Source organism: Enterococcus sp. AZ104 (genome assembly GCF_050546705.1).
In the GTDB taxonomy this organism is placed as follows: Bacteria; Bacillota; Bacilli; order Lactobacillales; family Enterococcaceae; genus Enterococcus; species Enterococcus faecalis.
In genome coordinates this window covers 1,784,865-1,800,842 of sequence record NZ_CP172952.1, presented here as the reverse complement: position 1 = coordinate 1,800,842, position 15,978 = coordinate 1,784,865, and the positions used below count along the sequence as shown (strand labels likewise).

Here is a 15,978-nt window from a genome sequence, read left to right as displayed (position 1 = left end):
CTACTTTCTAATTGGGAATAAAAAACATACGAGTAAAAAATGGACGTGCTACTTTCTTAATAACAAATAACAAAAGATTAAATCATCCATTTTTTTTAAAGATAAGCCAGTTTGTTCAAAAAACTTTTCCAACCGATAGTGTAAAGTATTTCGATGCATAAATAAATCTTTTGCAGTGGAGCTGATATTGCCTTGATTTTTCCACAAAGCGCTGATGATTGGCTGAATATCGGTGTCTTTATTTAATAAACGACGATAATACTCAACAAGTACATTTTGGCTCATGGCTTCTTTGGTAAAATAGTGGAGGGCAACATCAGTTAAACTAAAAACAGTCGTCCGACTAGAGGAATTAAGTTCTTCTGAAAAAATACGTTGTTCTTCATGGAAACAACGCCGGAGAATGTCTTCAGAGGAATAAAAATTGCCAACAAATACAGCACTAGTGCAATCAAAGTCTGTATCTAATGTTAAAAAGATTCCTTGAATTTCTTCTTGTTGAAAGGTATTTTTTGACTGTTCTTCAACTAAAATATACATATTATTACTTGGACTGAAGCAATCAACTGTATCTGGAAACATCTTTGTTAAATTAAATTGCCATTCAGCTTGTAATTCTTTTGTGACATTCGTTTGAATTTGCAACATACGAAAGGTCCCTTCGGCAGGTAATTTTTCCTGTTGAAATAAGTAACTGAACCAAGGATGGTTACCAGTAATTGTTGGGTTTTCAGAAATCGGGAAAAGCGCTTCCAACAAATGCTGTTCTTTAATACTTAAGAAAGCTTTATTCACAATGAAAAATTGGTCGTCAACAGGAATTGAATAGGTGGCTTCGGAACCAATTGTTTTTGATAAATAGCCTTTGGGATAAAGCTGAGATAAATTTTCAATAATCATAGACACACCTCACTGATTTATTGTACCATGAAGCAAGACAGAAGTTTAGTGGGAAAAAGCCGAAAGGTGGAAATTAATTGGGAAAAAAAGAAACAACGTTAACACAAGAAGAAAAAGAATTTTTTATGCGAGAAGCCATTGCAGAAGCGAAAAAAGCAGAAGGTTTGGCTGAGGTGCCTATTGGAGCTGTAATTGTTCGGCAAGGGGAAATTATTGGCCGCGGGCATAATCTGAGAGAAGCACGGCAAGAAGCAACGGCGCATGCAGAAATGTATGCAATCCAAGAAGCGTGTCGCGGGATAGAAAATTGGCGTCTAGAAGAAACCCAATTATTTGTAACTTTAGAGCCTTGTCCAATGTGTAGTGGGGCGATGCTTTTAGCACGAATTCCAGAAGTTTATTATGGCGCAACCGATCCTAAAGCAGGCACTGCTGGGACTTTGATGAATTTATTAGAAGATGAACGCTTCAATCATGTGGCCTATGTCGAAGCAGGCGTTTTAGAAGAAGAGTGTCGCTTATTGCTAGTTCAGTTCTTTAAAAAGTTACGGGCAAAGAAAAAAGAAGAGAAACTTTTAAAAAATCAAAAGAAAGACTAGTCAAAAGAATAAAAATACGTTATACTAGGTTTTGCCGAAAGGCTAGGACAATGGCGGGCTAGTGAATTGTGTCAGATCCGGAAGGAAGCAGCACTAAGCAAGTGCCGCCATGTGTCTGATTGAATAAGGAACGTATCAAGGCTGAGAAGCCTTTTTTATTTTATCTAAAATTAAAAAGACAGGAAAGTTGGTCGCTTTCCTGTCTTTTTTTGTGGATTCAAGATAATACAGCAGCTGCTAAAGCTTGTTGAATAGCAACAATATCTTTATCTTTTCTAAATTGAAGACTTACTGAAGGAAACTCAGCACTTGAAATCCATATCTTTAGTTCTGCATCTAGGTCGAAATGTCCACTAGTTTCAACAGAAAAGCGTGAAATAGATTTGTAGGGAATCGATTTATAATCAACTTTTTTACCTGTAATTCCTTGTTTATCGACTAAAATTAAGCGTTTATCTGTAAAGACAATTAAATCTCTTACTAAAGTGAAGGCCATATCCACTTTTTCGTTAGGGATTAAAACATCCCGTAATTCTTTTTCAGCTGTTTCATTGTTATTTTGTGTTGCATTCCCTAACAATCCATCAAATAATCCCATGTTAATTCTCCAATTCTACTTTTTTGAAAAAAATTCTTTTATTTAAAAGTAAACTTATATCGTGTAAAAGAATCCGCTTTCAATTTGATTATAACGTTAAAGGTCCTTCGAATGCAATTGATTTTTTAGCATAAGAAAGTGAGGCCTAAATCGCTGCAACTTAGGCCTCACTTTCTAAATTTTAAAAGAACCTACTGAATAAAAGCAGTTTCTTCTTATTTCTTGGAGCTAAAAACTTTGGTTTCAACATTTGGTAGGACTATGCCCAATCGCCATTTCTAAAAACTGGAACAATCGTCCCGTCTTCCTTAATGCCGTCAATATTCATTTTGTCAGATCCTACCATAAAGTCCACATGTGTTTGGCTACGATTTAAACCAGCTTCAGCTAATTCTTCTTCGCTCATCTCCGTGCCACCTTGTAAGTTGAAGGCATAGGCCGAACCAAAGGCTAAATGATTAGAGGCATTTTCATCAAACAATGTATTATAAAAAATCAAACCGGATTGTGAAATTGGTGAAGGGTCAGGTACTAAAGCAACTTCCCCTAGGTGTTTGGCACCTTCATCAATAGCTAAGAGATTTTTCAATGCTTCTTCGCCTTGTTCAGCTGAGAAGTCAACAACTTTTCCATCTTTAAATGTAAATTTCATTCCCGAAATGATTGTGCCAGCATAACTTAGTGGTTTTGTACTAGAGACATAACCATCAACGCGGCGACTATCTGGAGCGGTGAAAACTTCTTCTGTTGGCATATTAGCCATGAATTCTTCCCCACGAGCGTTATAACTACCAGCGCCTTCCCATAAATGGTTTTTAGGCAAACCAATCGTTAAATCTGTCCCAGGAGCTGTGTAGTGTAAAGCAGTAAATTGTTGTTCGTTTAATTCAGCCGCTTTTTCTTGTAATTTTTTATCATGGATATTCCAAGCAATGACTGGGTTTTCTTCATAAATTCGTGTTGTTTTGAAAATTTCATTCCAAAGTGCATCAACTTGTTCTTCACTTGTTGCTAATTCTGGAAAGACTTTAGCTGCCCAGCCTTCACTAGCAGCAGCTACAACAGTCCAACTTACTTTGTTGGCTTGCGTTGCTTTTCGTAGGTTGACCAATGCTTTCCCATTAGCCGCTTGGAAAGCTGCTACACGTTGTGCATCCACGCCAGCTAATGCATCAGGATTAGAAGAAACCACGCTAATTCGGCTTGCGCCTTTGGCAATCCAATCATCGGTTTGATCAATTTTATATTGAGGAACATTTTCAATACGATCAGTTGCAGCATGAGCTAAAAATTCACGTTGAATGGTTTCGTCGCTCCATTGAACAATTACTTCGGCCGCACCTAAGCGATAAGCTTCTTCCGTAATTAAGCGGGCAAGGGGCGCTTGATCAACACTGATTTGTAAAACAACCGTATGATTTTCCTGAACATTGACACCCGTTTCAGCAATTAAACGTGCATATTTCTTTAGATTTTCATTAAAATTCTCTAAGGTCATTCGTGATTCCTCCTTCATTTTCATGGGTAATGACTGCTCATATCATAACACGGAAGAGCAGGGAACTCAACGAAATAAAGCCTTTATCAACTGTTATTTTAAGTTGGGGTAAAAGTTGTCGTGCTCCCGCTCAGTGAACTTTTGTACAAAGAGTTGTTCTAATTTTGCATAATAGAAAAATCGTGTTACAATAACCATAAGCATTTATTTGGAAGCGTTGTATATGAATGAATAAAGGGGATAGGGAATTATGGCAAGAAAAAAAACCATTACGAAAGAGCAGATTTTAACAGCTGCCTATGAAGTAGTCGCCACTGAAGGATTTTCGAAGTTCACTGCACGTAATATTGCTAATAAAATGAAATGTTCCACCCAACCGATTTATTTGGAATTTAAAAACATGGATGATTTACGCGATGCTTTATTCCAAAAAATTCATAAATACTTAGCGAAAGAAGTATTTCCAGTAAAACATACCGGGAATACAATTGTTGATTTGGCTTTAAACTATATTCATTTTGCGACAAGTGAAAGTAAGTTATACCGTGCGCTTTATTTAGAAGAATATGGTGGCGGCAAAAAAATGCAAGAATTCTCTTATCACTATTTTACTGAAGCGGTAAAAGCTGATCCTGAGTATGCTAATTTAAACGATGTTCAAATTGACTCTTTACACATGGGAACATGGGTGGTCGCTACTGGTGTGGCTGCATTGATGACTTCTGGAATTATCCATCCTTCAGAAGAACAAATCATTCATTTAATGAAAGATAGTATTGAAGCAATTCTTGAACGAGATGAACCAATTGATATTGACCTATAAAAATTAAAAAAAGTGTAACCTCATGCTGATAACTTCTGTGAGGTTACAGCAAAAGACTGTTTCTTAAAAGAACGGTCTTTTTTTGTTAAGTGTATTAATGGTAGATTATTCGCAACCATGCTACAGTAAAGAAGAGAAATAGAAAGGGGCAAAAAACATGAACCGAGTGAAAGATAAGCGTTTATGGCTAAGTATTGTAGGAATTACCGGACTAGGGCTCTTGTCGGGCTTATTTTCAGTAAATGCGAGAGAATATTATCAAGCGTTGAGATTACCAAGTTTTGCTCCGCCAGGCTGGTTATTTGGACCAGTGTGGTTGGTGTTGTATATTTTTATGGGCATTACTTTTTATTTCATCTTAGTTCATCCAAATAAACAACAGAAAAAACGGATGATTACGCTATTTATTTTACAATTTATTGCGAACTTTTTCTGGACATTTTTCTTTTTTTCTTTACAAAATAATTTATTATCTGTGATTGATATCTCATTGTTATGGCTATTATTAATAGTTCAACAGTGGGACTACTTGCGTTATAAATTAATAACGCGTGGCTGGTTGATGATTCCTTATATTCTTTGGGTTACTTTTGCGGCAGCTTTAAATTACAGTATTTTATTTTTAAATTAGGAATATCAAAACACCAGAGAAAAATGGGAACTAGCCATTTTTCTCTGGTGTTTTTTTTGTTTATTTTAACGTAGTTATTCTGCGGCAGTTGCTAATTTTTTCGCAAATTCTTCTAAACGTTGGATGTCGTCTTCTTCAGCGGCTAAATCAACTTTAACGCTGTCGGCGCCTTTTTTTGCCCCAATTTGAGTAAAGACTGCTTCGAAGTCGTCCACCGATTTACAAAAATCATCATAAAACGTGTCTCCTGAACCACAAACGCCGAAGATTTTTCCTGATAAATCAATCTCTTGTAAGTCTTCATAAAAGTCGACAATTTCATCAGGTAAATCGCCATCGCCATACGTATATGTAGCTACTACACAGATATCGGCCTCTTCAAAATCAGCGGCATCGACTTGCGTACACTCATCAATTTCGACCTCTAATTCTAAATCTTCAAATGCTTCTGCAACAATGTCGGCAATTTCTTCTGTATTCCCAGTCATGCTTGCATACACAATTTTAGCTAACGTCATAAACTTTCTTCCCCCTCATACAATTCTGTCACTTATTATAGCAGATGCGCATTTCTTATAAAAGACTAGCGAGTGCTTTTATTAAGGGACTTTTTGAAAATTGGTGTTTGAACAATCTTTTTTGCAAAAAATGTGATAAAATAATTTGAATGAAACAAGTTTAGGAGAGATAGTATGATTACATTAAAATCACCACGAGAAATTGAAATGATGGATGAATCAGGGGAATTATTAGCGGATGTTCACCGTCATTTACGGACGTTTATTAAACCTGGCATTACAAGCTGGGATATTGAAGTATTTGTGAGAGACTTTATTGAAAGTCATGGTGGCGTGGCGGCTCAAATTGGCTATGAAGGCTACAAATATGCTACCTGTTGTAGTATCAACGACGAAATCTGCCACGGATTTCCTCGTAAAAAAGTATTAAAAGATGGCGACCTAATCAAAGTAGATATGTGTGTCGACTTAAAGGGCGCAATCTCTGATTCATGCTGGTCTTATGTCGTGGGTGAATCAACACCTGAAATTGATCGCTTGATGGAAGTAACCAAAAAAGCGCTATATCTTGGGATTGAACAAGCACAAGTAGGAAATAGAATTGGCGACATTGGTCATGCAATTCAAACGTATGTAGAAGGAGAAGGCTATGGGGTTGTTCGCGACTTTGTAGGCCACGGCATTGGCCCAACTATCCATGAAAGTCCAATGATTCCTCACTATGGTGAAGCAGGTAAAGGACTACGTTTAAAAGAGGGAATGGTTATTACCATTGAGCCAATGGTTAACACAGGAACTTGGCGCATGAAAATGGACCCAAATGGTTGGACTGCTTATACTGAAGATGGCGGTCTAAGTTGTCAATATGAACATTCATTAGCGATTACGAAAGAAGGTCCAAGAATCTTAACGTCACAAGGCGAAGAATTGACTTATTAATAAGGAGAGTGTGTGATGAAGTTTCTCGACAACATCAAAAAGAATCAATCTTTGATGCGTTTTATTGAGACAACGCAAAGTCACATGGTCACAGCCGAAATAGGCAACAGCTCAGTGGTTGTTGCCTATTATTTATTACTCTCGCTGTTTCCATTACTGATTGCGGTAGGTAATGTCTTACCTTATTTAAGAATCGACCCTAATTCTGTGTTGCCTTATATTGCAGAGGCGATTCCGAAAGATGTTTATAAGAACTTAGAACCAGCGATTCGTTCACTACTGACTCAACGTTCAGGCGGGTTGCTTTCTGTTTCCGCTTTAGCAGCATTTTGGAGTGCCAGTCAAAGTATTAATGCACTACAAAACGCGATGAATAAAGCTTTTGGTGTCGAACAAAGGAAAAATTTTATTCTCGTAAGAGTGGTCTCATTTTTAGTTATTTTGTTATTTATGGTAGCGATTGTTGGTGTAGTAGTAATTTTAGGTCTGGGTCAGTACATTATTGAATTACTGCAACCAATTTTCCATTACTCAACGTCTGTGATCGATACTTTCCAAGCGTTAAAATGGCCGTTAACGACCGTTGTTTTATTAGTGATTATGTGTTTGATTTATGCGGTCGTTCCTAATCGGAAATTATCGTTACGTTCTATTTTGCCAGGGGCTATTTTTTCGACAGTCGGTTGGATGCTATTATCACAAATTTTTGGTTTGTACGTAAAATATTTTAGTTCTAGAATCGCAAGTTATCAAATCATCGGGAGTTTTATCATCTTGATGTTATGGCTGAATTTTGCTGCCACGATTATTATTTTAGGAGCAATTGTCAACGCTGTCGTCGATGAATACTTATCTGGAGATAAAGAAAAGAAACAACCAAGTTTTGAACAACGCTTGTTTAGATGGCTTAAAAAGAAAAATAAATAGATTTCTTTAAAAAAGTCTAAACCGTTGCCAGAACACATGTTTCAGCTTGTAAATGCTTCAGTTTACGGTATAATATACCCTGAACGAGAAGAAAGTGGGTTCGACTATGTCACTATTTATTTATGAAGTTTTGATACGTTTATTTATGACATTTATCTTATCTTTGCTATTAACACCACTTGTTAAGCTTCTAGCGTTTCGGATTGGCGCCTATGATGCACCAGGAGAGCGACGAATCAATACCAAAAATATGCCTACAGCAGGAGGACTTGCAATCTACATTGCTTTTGCTAGTTCATGTTTATTGATTTTTCGTTCGATTATCCCACAAGATTATATTTGGCCGATTATTTTGGCTGGTGGAATGGTTGTTTTGACAGGCCTCATTGATGATATTAAAGAGATTACTCCAATGAAAAAAACAATCGGTATTTTGTTAGCAGCATTAGTTATTTATTTTGTTGCTGGAATTCGGATAGATTTTGTGACGTTGCCAGTTGTTGGAATGATTGATTTGCGCTGGTTTAGTTTACCATTAACTTTATTGTGGATTTTAGCGATTACGAATGCAGTAAATTTAATTGATGGTTTGGATGGTTTAGCATCAGGCGTATCCATTATTGGATTAACCACGATTGGTATTACAGGGTATTTTTTCCTACATGCTAAAACGGTCTATATTCCAATTGTTATTTTTATTTTAGTTGCTAGCATTGCGGGATTTTTCCCATACAATTTTTATCCGGCTAAAATATTTCTAGGAGATACTGGGGCGTTATTCCTCGGGTTTATGATTGCAGTAATGTCGTTACAGGGCTTAAAAAATGCTACGTTTATTACGGTAATTACGCCAATGGTGATTTTAGGTGTGCCAATTACGGATACGGTTTATGCAATTATTCGACGGCTATTGAACAAGAAGCCCATTTCCTCAGCAGATAAAATGCATTTGCATCACCGCTTGTTATCTTTAGGCTTTACCCATAAAGGGGCGGTCATGACTATTTATGCATTAGCGTTAGTTTTTTCCTTTGTCTCTTTATTGTTCAGCTATTCAAGTACAGTAGCATCAATTTTATTAATTGTCTTTTGTTTAATTGGCTTAGAACTATTCATTGAACTAATCGGTCTAGTTGGCGAAGGACATCAACCGTTGATGTATTTGTTACGGATTTTAGGGAATCGTGAATATCGTCAGGAGCAAATGAAAAAGCGACTTGGCAAGCATTCTAAGAGAAAGTAAAGAAATCTTTAGGTTGCTTTGCGAGAGCGTAAACCTATGATATAATTCCATTAAACTTAAAAAAGTATATGTGTGAAACATATGCTTTTTTTTTAAGACGATGTTTCAGTAGTAAGGAGAAATGAGCATGCAAGAAATGGTAACAATCTCGATTGTCACTTATAATAGTCGTTACATTTTTAATGTACTAGACCAATTAAAAGCCGAACTGGGTACTGATAGTATCTATGATATTCATATCTATGACAATCATTCTGAAACAGCGTATCTTGAAAAATTAACAACATATGAACCATTTATTACTATCCATCGCGCTGAAGAAAATCAAGGGTTTGGTCATGGTCATAATCAAGTGTTATTCAATGCTTCGACAAAGTATGCAATTATTTTTAATCCCGATGTTTTGGTTACTAAAGACGTGCTTGATCGTCTATTAGACCGTATCAAAATAGATAAGAACATTGCAGTCGTTAGCCCTAAAGTGCTAAATGAAGATGGCACGACGCAATATTTAGTTCGTCAAAAATTAGATGTTTTCGATTATATGTTACGTTTTATTCCCTTTCAATTTGTAAAGAAAATTTTTGATAAACGTTTGAGTATTTATGAATGTCGCGATTTGTCGGATACAGAAACAACGGATATTAAAATGGGCTCAGGCTGTTTTATGTTGATTGATCGTGAAAAATTCGTTGAAATTGGTGGGTTCGATGAACGTTTCTTCATGTACTTTGAAGACAACGATTTATGTTTACGTTTTGGCAAAGCAGGCTATCGGATTCTCTATACGCCTTTTGAAACGGTTGTTCACATGTATGAAAAGGGCGCCCATAAAAGTCGGAAATTGTTTAAAATCTTTATGCAATCAATGGGAAAATTTTTTAACAAATGGGGCTGGAGGTTCTTTTAATGAGTCAAAGATTAGCGGTAGTCATCGTCTTATATCAAATGAAAATGGCTGATACGCCGAATTATTTGTTATTAAAAGAAGTGGTAGATCACCCCGAATTGCACTTATTTATTTATGACAACAGCCCACTTCCTCAAGAAGATGCATTATTTTTACAACAAAATGTTACTTATCGACATAATCCTGATAATCCAGGACTAGCGACCGCTTATAATGAAGCGATTGCTTTTAGTCAAACGAATCAATGTGAATTATTGTTGCTCCTTGACCAAGACACAGAAGTGCCAGCTTCTTATTTTGATACGTTGATCATCATGCCGTTAGATCCGACTGTGGCAGTCTATGTTCCAATTGTAGAAGCAAATGGACAACAAATTTCGCCAGTTTATAGTGAGCAATATGTTGGACTTAAAGGAGCAAAGCCAACAGCAGGGATAGCCAACCAACCGTTGATGGCTATCAATTCTGGTACAGTCATTACGGCAGAAACACTGCGCTGGTTGGAAGGATTTTCGGAAGAATTTCCTTTGGACTATTTAGATCATTGGTTCTTTTATCAATTGAATCAAGCCAATAAAAAGATTGAAGTCTTACCAGTCCACCTAAAACAAGAATTGTCTGTTTTAGATTATCGTACAATGAGTTCTCAACGTTATCGCTCTATTATTGAAGCAGAAACGTTATTTTATCGTCGATATGATCAAGAAAAGTTTTCCCATCATCGACGTCATTTATTTTTACGCAGTAGTAAGCAATTTTTAACTGTCAAAAATCGCCAAATTTGGCGGCAAACATTGGCAGAATTTCTCAAGTTAATGAAAGGATAATCTATGATCTCAGTTTGTATTGCGACATATAATGGAGAAAAATATCTCGCGGAACAATTAGATAGTATTCTTTTACAAGTCAGTGAAGAAGATGAACTAATTATTTCAGATGATGGTTCTACTGATCATACGTTGGAAATTTTGAGAACGTATGCAGCGAATTATCCCCAAATTCAATTGTTACAAGGTCCAGGGCAAGGAGTGATTGCTAATTTTGCATTTGCGCTTACGCATACGAAAGGCGAAGTAATATTTTTAGCAGATCAAGATGACGTTTGGTTGCCAAATAAAGTAACGACGGTGACAGAATATTTTGAAACGCACCCTGACATCCAAGTAGTTATTAGTGACTTGAAAATTGTTGATGCGGATTTACAAGTTACCAATCCCTCTTATTTTAAGTTTCGAAAAGTCAAACCAGGGTTTTGGCGAAATGCGATAAAAAGTGGCTATATTGGGGCAGGTATGGCCTTTCGTCAAGAGATGAAAAACGTCATTTTACCCATTCCGCCAGAAGTTCCTATGCATGATATGTGGATTGGCTTATTAGCTGCACGGAAAAAGCAAACGGGTCTCATTAAAGAACCATTAGTGCTTTACCGAAGACATGGAGCGAATGTCAGCCCTATTATTACCAAAACAAGTTTCCAACAAAAATTAAATTGGCGTGTGAATTTATTAAAAGCTTTACATCAGCGTTTAAAGGAACAACGCTAAACTTTTACAGATTTGTAAAATTTACGTAAAAAACATGACAAACCCTATGCTTAATGCGATAATAGGGAAGGATATTTGGTTTTATAGAAACTAAAAATAGAAGTATTTAAGGAGATTGTTCATGAAAGGAATTATTTTAGCAGGCGGAAGCGGGACACGCTTATATCCGCTAACAAAAGCAACATCAAAACAATTAATGCCAATTTACGACAAACCAATGATTTATTACCCAATGTCAACGTTAATGTTGGCGGGAATTAATGAAATTTTGATTATCTCTACACCAGAAGATACACCACGTTTTGAAAGCTTATTCGGCGATGGCCATGATTTAGGCATTCATATCGAATACGCGGTACAAGAAAGCCCAGATGGTTTGGCGCAAGCATTTATTATTGGTGAAGAATTTATTGGTGATGATAGTGTCTGCTTAGTTTTAGGGGACAATATTTATTATGGTGGCGGCTTATCAAAAATGTTGCAACGAGCGGCTTCTAAAGAGTCAGGGGCAACAGTCTTTGGCTACCATGTAAATGATCCAGAACGTTTCGGCGTGGTAGAATTTGATGAAGAGATGCGGGCGCTTTCTATTGAAGAAAAACCGGCACAACCGAAGTCAAATTATGCAGTGACAGGTTTGTATTTTTACGACAATGAAGTGGTTGAAATTGCGAAAGGGATCAAACCGTCAGAACGTGGGGAATTAGAAATAACAGACGTTAATAAAGTCTACCTTGAAAAAAATAAACTTTCTGTTGAGGTAATGGGCCGTGGCTTTGCTTGGTTAGATACAGGCACACACGAATCTTTATTAGAAGCGTCAACATTTATTGAAACAATTGAAAAACGTCAAAATTTAAAAGTCGCTTGTTTGGAAGAAATTGCTTATCGAATGGGCTATATTACAAAAGAACAATTGGTAGAATTGGCACAACCATTGAAGAAAAATGGCTACGGCCAATACTTGCTACGTTTAGCAGCAGAATAGGAGCGAAGAAACGTGAAAGTTATTGATACAAAATTACAAGATGTCAAAATTATCGAAATGGATGTTTTCGGTGATCATCGTGGCTTTTTTACAGAAAGTTATTCCAAAGCTAAATTTGCAGAACATGGATTAGACTTTGATTTTGTCCAAGATAATCATTCATTATCAACAGAAGCAGGTGTCTTGCGTGGATTGCATTTTCAAAAAGGCGAAGCTGCGCAAACAAAACTAATTCGCGTTGTAACAGGTGCGGTATTAGATGTGATTGTTGATATTCGTAAAGGGAGTCCAACCTATGGTCAATGGGAAGGCTACATTTTATCAGAACATAATCACCGTCAGCTTTTAGTACCAAAAGGTTTTGCTCATGGTTTTGTCACCTTGACACCGAACGTGAATTTTATGTACAAGTGTGACAATTACTACAATGCGGCAGCAGACGGCGGTATTGCTTTTAACGATCCAGCGTTAGCTATTGATTGGCCAATTGCGCCAGAAAAAGCGATTACGTCAGAAAAGGATCAAAAACATCCAACCTTAAAAGAATTTGAAGCGGAAAATCCGTTTATCTATGGCGAAATTTAAGAAAAAAGTAGGAGAGTTTCAATTATGAAAAAAATCATCGTAACAGGTGGAGCTGGTTTTATCGGCTCAAATTTTGTTCATTATGTTGTAAAGAATCATCCAGAAGTTCATGTAACTGTATTAGATAAATTAACGTATGCAGGAAATGAAAAAAATCTTGAAGGTCTACCAAGTGATCGTGTGGAATTAGTCGTAGGAGATATCGCTGATGCTGAATTAGTTAATCGTTTAGTCGCTGAAACAGATGCGGTCGTTCACTATGCTGCTGAATCGCATAACGACAACTCATTAAACGACCCATTTCCATTTGTACAAACCAATCTGATTGGGACGTATACATTGATCGAAGCTTGCCGTAAAAACAATGTTCGTTACCACCATGTATCGACTGATGAAGTTTATGGCGATTTACCTTTAAGAGAAGATTTACCAGGACATGGAGAAGGCGAAGGGGAAAAATTCACTGCCGAAACGCCTTACAATCCTTCAAGCCCTTATTCTTCAACAAAAGCAGGATCTGACTTGTTAGTCAAAGCGTGGGTCCGTTCTTTTAACTTACAAGCAACAATTTCAAACTGTTCAAATAACTATGGTCCATATCAACATATTGAAAAATTTATTCCTCGTCAAATTACCAATGTCTTAAGTGGCATTACACCAAAACTTTATGGTGCTGGTAAAAATGTTCGTGACTGGATTCATACAAACGACCATTCTTCGGCTGTTTGGGCAATTTTAACAAAAGGGCAAATTGGCGAAACATATTTAATCGGAGCCGATGGTGAAGAAGACAATAAAACAGTGATGGAATTAATTTTAGAATTAATGGGACAACCTGTTGATGCCTATGAGCATGTCAACGATCGTGCAGGACATGACTTACGTTATGCGATTGATTCAACCAGATTACGCGAAGAATTAGGTTGGGAACCAGAATTCACGAATTTCCGTGAAGGCTTGGCAGAAACAATCAAGTGGTATACAGAAAATGAAGACTGGTGGCGTGCAGATAAAGAAGCTGTTGAAGCAAAATATGCACAAAATGGTCAGTAATTTTTTCTGACATGTGAGATAACAGTCGAAAGGCGATGGCAAAGTACAAAAGCTACTTTGCCCTGCCTTTTTTTCAAGAAGGAGCGAAAATAATGATTTTAATTACTGGTGGAAATGGCCAATTGGGCACAGAATTACGTCACCTATTAGACGAACAAGGAATTGAGTATGTTTCAACGGATTCCACAGAATTAGATATTACTGATGCGGATAGTACGTTGGCAAAAGTGAAAGAAATTCAACCAAACGTCATTTATCATTGTGCCGCTTATACAGCTGTTGATAAAGCAGAAGACGAAGGCAAGGAATTAGATGAAAAAGTGAATGTAGATGGCACACGTCATGTTGCAGAAGCTGCTAAAGCAGTGGGGGCGACACTTGTTTACGTAAGTACAGATTATATTTTTGATGGAACTAAAAAAGAAGGCGTCTATGCGATTGATGATCAACCGAATCCTTTAAATGAGTATGGTCGGACGAAGTTATTAGGTGAACAAGCGGTCCAAGAAATCCTGGACGATTATTATATTATTCGAACATCATGGGTATTTGGTCAATACGGTCATAACTTTGTCTTTACCATGCAAAAATTAGCGGAAACAAGAGACCAACTAACGGTAGTGGACGATCAGTTTGGCCGCCCAACTTGGACAAGAACGTTAGCCGAATTTATGGCATTTGTTATTGCAGAAAAAGCGCCATTTGGTGTTTATCATTTGTCTAATGAAAACAGCTGTAGCTGGTATCAGTTTGCTAAAGAAATTTTAAAAGATACTGAAGTGGAAGTACTGCCAGTGGATTCAACTCAATTTCCACAAAAGGCGCAAAGACCACAATATTCTGTCATGGATTTAAGTAAAACAGAAGCGTTAGGCTTTAAAATTCCTACTTGGCAAGAAGCCTTAGCACAAATGTTAGAAAATGTTCAACAATAAATTGTTTTGTGTAAGTGAGGGGTTTTGTTAGAGAAAAAGTGGAAAGGTGTTTCTCTTTATGAAGGTACTTTTAATCATTCCTGCTTACAATGAGGAAGAAAACATTTTGCGGACGATTGCTTCCATTGAAACATTTAAACAGGAAGTTACGCATTTTCAACATGAATTGGATTATGTGGTAATTAATGATGGCTCGACAGATGGAACCAAACAAATTTTAGAAGTCAACCAAATTAATGCCATTCATTTAGTGTTGAATTTAGGTATTGGCGGGGCGGTACAGACCGGCTATAAATATGCCTTAGAAAATGAGTATGATGTGGCGGTTCAGTTTGATGGTGATGGTCAACATGATATCAATAGTTTACCTATTTTACTGGAACCATTAGCAGAGGGTAAATGTGATTTTTCGATTGGCTCTCGTTTCATTCCTGGAAACGAAGCGGCTTTTCAAAGTACGAAAATGCGCCGTTTTGGTATTCGTTTGTTATCTTTTTGCATTCGAATGGCTTCTGGTAAAACAATTTATGATGTGACTTCTGGTTATCGAGCGGGAAATCGGAAAGTGATTGCTTTTTTTGCAAAGCGTTATCCGACAAATTATCCTGAGCCAGAATCGATTGTTCACTTAATTAAAAAACGTTTTGTGATTGTTGAAAGACCTGTCAATATGATGGAACGGCTTGGTGGTGTTTCTTCGATTCGTGCCTTGGCTTCTGTGAAGTATATGCTAGAAGTCGGCTCAGCAATTCTGATTGCTGCCTTTATGAAGGAGGGAGATTAATGCTACCAACCGTGTTATGGCTAGCTTTATTTTTATTTGCAATTGGCTTTTTCTTATACATTATTCGAGGAATTAATAAAAATATTTTTCTCCTAAAAAATGCTTTGATTTGGTTATTAATCTCAATTGTTTTAATTATTTTTGCTATTTTCCCGCATGTGGCAGAATGGTTAGCAATGGTCTTTGGGTTTGAAACAACATCAAACTTCTTATTATCAGCTGCGGTGATTGTCCTGTTAATCATGGAAATTAAAAATTCTGTGTTGATTTCAAAACACGAAAATCGCATTAAAACATTATTGCAAGAATTATCTATCATGAAATCTGAAGAAAAATGGGAGAATAGAGAGGGGAAAAATGACTAAAAACAATGATGTATTGGATGCCTTCAAATTTATTGCTGCATTAAGTGTAGTTGGAATTCATACCTTTCCCTCTAAATCTATTTTGGGTAGTGATTTGAAAATATTAGCCCGCTTTTCTGTTCCGTTTTTTTCATAGTA

The 15,978-nt window shown here is 36.8% G+C and carries 20 protein-coding genes and 1 other RNA gene; 17 read left to right on the top strand and 4 right to left on the bottom strand.

The window, feature by feature from the left end; all coding sequences use genetic code 11:
* Positions 1–48 precede the first annotated feature (48 nt).
* The gene (locus IGJ37_RS08675) at positions 49–900 is read right to left on the bottom strand and encodes a PucR family transcriptional regulator (protein WP_174121147.1); all 852 of its coding nucleotides are present in this window, start codon (positions 898–900) and stop codon (positions 49–51) included.
* A gap of 77 nt (positions 901–977) precedes the next feature.
* Between IGJ37_RS08675 and tadA the strand changes: the two genes are divergently transcribed.
* Together tadA and ffs are read left to right on the top strand one after the other, a co-directional pair.
* Positions 978–1,499: a tRNA adenosine(34) deaminase TadA gene (tadA, locus tag IGJ37_RS08670; protein ID WP_002362126.1), complete on the top strand. Its 522-nt coding sequence runs from the start codon at positions 978–980 to the stop codon at positions 1,497–1,499.
* Positions 1,500–1,538: 39 nt separating this feature from the next.
* Positions 1,539–1,625, top strand: an RNA gene (ffs, locus tag IGJ37_RS08665) — signal recognition particle sRNA small type.
* 91 nt (positions 1,626–1,716) lie between these two features.
* Here ffs and IGJ37_RS08660 read toward each other — a convergent pair.
* Positions 1,717–2,097: a PH domain-containing protein gene (locus tag IGJ37_RS08660; RefSeq protein ID WP_252671345.1), complete on the bottom strand. Its 381-nt coding sequence runs from the start codon at positions 2,095–2,097 to the stop codon at positions 1,717–1,719.
* Between the two features lie 259 nt (positions 2,098–2,356).
* Positions 2,357–3,595: an aminopeptidase gene (locus IGJ37_RS08655; RefSeq protein ID WP_252671344.1), complete on the bottom strand. Its 1,239-nt coding sequence runs from the start codon at positions 3,593–3,595 to the stop codon at positions 2,357–2,359.
* Between the two features lie 250 nt (positions 3,596–3,845).
* Here IGJ37_RS08655 and IGJ37_RS08650 point away from each other — a divergent pair, with 250 nt between their 5' ends.
* Together IGJ37_RS08650 and IGJ37_RS08645 are read left to right on the top strand one after the other, a co-directional pair.
* Positions 3,846–4,418 (top strand): TetR/AcrR family transcriptional regulator, encoded by a 573-nt coding sequence (locus IGJ37_RS08650; RefSeq protein ID WP_002356883.1) that lies wholly within the window; start codon positions 3,846–3,848, stop codon positions 4,416–4,418.
* A gap of 157 nt (positions 4,419–4,575) precedes the next feature.
* A complete protein-coding gene (locus tag IGJ37_RS08645; RefSeq protein ID WP_002356884.1) occupies positions 4,576–5,049 on the top strand; it encodes a TspO/MBR family protein in 474 nt (157 codons plus the stop codon).
* 74 nt (positions 5,050–5,123) lie between these two features.
* Here the strand turns inward: IGJ37_RS08645 and IGJ37_RS08640 are convergent, their stop codons facing one another.
* Positions 5,124–5,567 carry a flavodoxin gene (locus IGJ37_RS08640; protein WP_002356885.1) on the bottom strand — a complete coding sequence of 148 codons (444 nt, stop codon included), beginning with the start codon at positions 5,565–5,567 and terminating at the stop codon, positions 5,124–5,126.
* Positions 5,568–5,741: 174 nt separating this feature from the next.
* Between IGJ37_RS08640 and map the strand changes: the two genes are divergently transcribed.
* The 13 genes from map to IGJ37_RS08575 all read left to right on the top strand — a co-directional run bounded on the left by map (position 5,742) and on the right by IGJ37_RS08575 (position 15,976).
* A complete protein-coding gene (map, locus tag IGJ37_RS08635; protein ID WP_002356886.1) occupies positions 5,742–6,506 on the top strand; it encodes a type I methionyl aminopeptidase in 765 nt (254 codons plus the stop codon).
* Between the two features lie 15 nt (positions 6,507–6,521).
* Entirely contained in the window at positions 6,522–7,433 is a 912-nt protein-coding gene (locus IGJ37_RS08630) for a YihY/virulence factor BrkB family protein (protein WP_252671342.1), read from the top strand.
* A 106-nt stretch (positions 7,434–7,539) separates the two neighbouring features.
* A complete protein-coding gene (locus IGJ37_RS08625) occupies positions 7,540–8,676 on the top strand; it encodes an MraY family glycosyltransferase (RefSeq protein WP_002366956.1) in 1,137 nt (378 codons plus the stop codon).
* A gap of 121 nt (positions 8,677–8,797) precedes the next feature.
* Positions 8,798–9,586, top strand: a complete 789-nt coding sequence (locus IGJ37_RS08620) for a glycosyltransferase family 2 protein (RefSeq protein WP_002359892.1) — start codon at positions 8,798–8,800, stop codon at positions 9,584–9,586.
* Positions 9,586–10,413, top strand: a complete 828-nt coding sequence (locus IGJ37_RS08615) for a glycosyltransferase (protein ID WP_252671340.1) — start codon at positions 9,586–9,588, stop codon at positions 10,411–10,413. Before IGJ37_RS08620 ends, IGJ37_RS08615 begins: the two co-directional genes overlap by 1 nt.
* Positions 10,414–10,416: 3 nt before the next feature.
* Positions 10,417–11,130: a glycosyltransferase family 2 protein gene (locus IGJ37_RS08610; protein ID WP_002362119.1), complete on the top strand. Its 714-nt coding sequence runs from the start codon at positions 10,417–10,419 to the stop codon at positions 11,128–11,130.
* Positions 11,131–11,251: 121 nt separating this feature from the next.
* Complete coding sequence (gene rfbA / locus IGJ37_RS08605; protein ID WP_002364387.1) at positions 11,252–12,118, top strand: glucose-1-phosphate thymidylyltransferase RfbA; 867 nt, start codon at positions 11,252–11,254, stop codon at positions 12,116–12,118.
* Positions 12,119–12,130: 12 nt separating this feature from the next.
* On the top strand, positions 12,131–12,703 hold the full coding sequence (gene rfbC, locus IGJ37_RS08600; RefSeq protein WP_002356893.1) for a dTDP-4-dehydrorhamnose 3,5-epimerase: 573 nt from the start codon (positions 12,131–12,133) through the stop codon (positions 12,701–12,703).
* A gap of 24 nt (positions 12,704–12,727) precedes the next feature.
* Positions 12,728–13,756 (top strand): dTDP-glucose 4,6-dehydratase, encoded by a 1,029-nt coding sequence (gene rfbB / locus IGJ37_RS08595; RefSeq protein ID WP_002359895.1) that lies wholly within the window; start codon positions 12,728–12,730, stop codon positions 13,754–13,756.
* 92 nt (positions 13,757–13,848) lie between these two features.
* Positions 13,849–14,691 (top strand): dTDP-4-dehydrorhamnose reductase, encoded by an 843-nt coding sequence (gene rfbD, locus IGJ37_RS08590; RefSeq protein WP_002362114.1) that lies wholly within the window; start codon positions 13,849–13,851, stop codon positions 14,689–14,691.
* A 58-nt stretch (positions 14,692–14,749) separates the two neighbouring features.
* Complete coding sequence (locus IGJ37_RS08585; RefSeq protein ID WP_002359897.1) at positions 14,750–15,475, top strand: glycosyltransferase family 2 protein; 726 nt, start codon at positions 14,750–14,752, stop codon at positions 15,473–15,475.
* On the top strand, positions 15,475–15,840 hold the full coding sequence (locus IGJ37_RS08580) for a DUF2304 domain-containing protein (RefSeq protein WP_002362112.1): 366 nt from the start codon (positions 15,475–15,477) through the stop codon (positions 15,838–15,840). The genes IGJ37_RS08585 and IGJ37_RS08580 overlap by 1 nt, the downstream gene beginning before the upstream one ends.
* On the top strand, positions 15,833–15,976 hold the full coding sequence (locus IGJ37_RS08575; protein ID WP_258078091.1) for a hypothetical protein: 144 nt from the start codon (positions 15,833–15,835) through the stop codon (positions 15,974–15,976). Before IGJ37_RS08580 ends, IGJ37_RS08575 begins: the two co-directional genes overlap by 8 nt.
* Positions 15,977–15,978: the final 2 nt, after the last annotated feature.

Excerpts from the sequence above, each read along its gene's own strand:
- IGJ37_RS08625 (WP_002366956.1), top strand. The coding sequence starts at position 7,540 with ATGTCACTATTTATTTATGAAGTTTTGATACGTTTATTTATGACATTT.
- IGJ37_RS08575 (WP_258078091.1), top strand. The coding sequence starts at position 15,833 with ATGACTAAAAACAATGATGTATTGGATGCCTTCAAATTTATTGCTGCA.
- IGJ37_RS08675 (WP_174121147.1), bottom strand. The coding sequence starts at position 900 with ATGATTATTGAAAATTTATCTCAGCTTTATCCCAAAGGCTATTTATCA.
- rfbA (WP_002364387.1), top strand. The coding sequence starts at position 11,252 with ATGAAAGGAATTATTTTAGCAGGCGGAAGCGGGACACGCTTATATCCG.
- IGJ37_RS08655 (WP_252671344.1), bottom strand. The coding sequence starts at position 3,595 with ATGACCTTAGAGAATTTTAATGAAAATCTAAAGAAATATGCACGTTTA.
- IGJ37_RS08615 (WP_252671340.1), top strand. The coding sequence starts at position 9,586 with ATGAGTCAAAGATTAGCGGTAGTCATCGTCTTATATCAAATGAAAATG.
- IGJ37_RS08650 (WP_002356883.1), top strand. The coding sequence starts at position 3,846 with ATGGCAAGAAAAAAAACCATTACGAAAGAGCAGATTTTAACAGCTGCC.
- IGJ37_RS08645 (WP_002356884.1), top strand. The coding sequence starts at position 4,576 with ATGAACCGAGTGAAAGATAAGCGTTTATGGCTAAGTATTGTAGGAATT.
- rfbD (WP_002362114.1), top strand. The coding sequence starts at position 13,849 with ATGATTTTAATTACTGGTGGAAATGGCCAATTGGGCACAGAATTACGT.
- rfbB (WP_002359895.1), top strand. The coding sequence starts at position 12,728 with ATGAAAAAAATCATCGTAACAGGTGGAGCTGGTTTTATCGGCTCAAAT.
- IGJ37_RS08630 (WP_252671342.1), top strand. The coding sequence starts at position 6,522 with ATGAAGTTTCTCGACAACATCAAAAAGAATCAATCTTTGATGCGTTTT.
- IGJ37_RS08610 (WP_002362119.1), top strand. The coding sequence starts at position 10,417 with ATGATCTCAGTTTGTATTGCGACATATAATGGAGAAAAATATCTCGCG.
- IGJ37_RS08640 (WP_002356885.1), bottom strand. The coding sequence starts at position 5,567 with ATGACGTTAGCTAAAATTGTGTATGCAAGCATGACTGGGAATACAGAA.
- IGJ37_RS08580 (WP_002362112.1), top strand. The coding sequence starts at position 15,475 with ATGCTACCAACCGTGTTATGGCTAGCTTTATTTTTATTTGCAATTGGC.
- IGJ37_RS08585 (WP_002359897.1), top strand. The coding sequence starts at position 14,750 with ATGAAGGTACTTTTAATCATTCCTGCTTACAATGAGGAAGAAAACATT.
- IGJ37_RS08660 (WP_252671345.1), bottom strand. The coding sequence starts at position 2,097 with ATGGGATTATTTGATGGATTGTTAGGGAATGCAACACAAAATAACAAT.
- map (WP_002356886.1), top strand. The coding sequence starts at position 5,742 with ATGATTACATTAAAATCACCACGAGAAATTGAAATGATGGATGAATCA.
- IGJ37_RS08620 (WP_002359892.1), top strand. The coding sequence starts at position 8,798 with ATGAGCATGCAAGAAATGGTAACAATCTCGATTGTCACTTATAATAGT.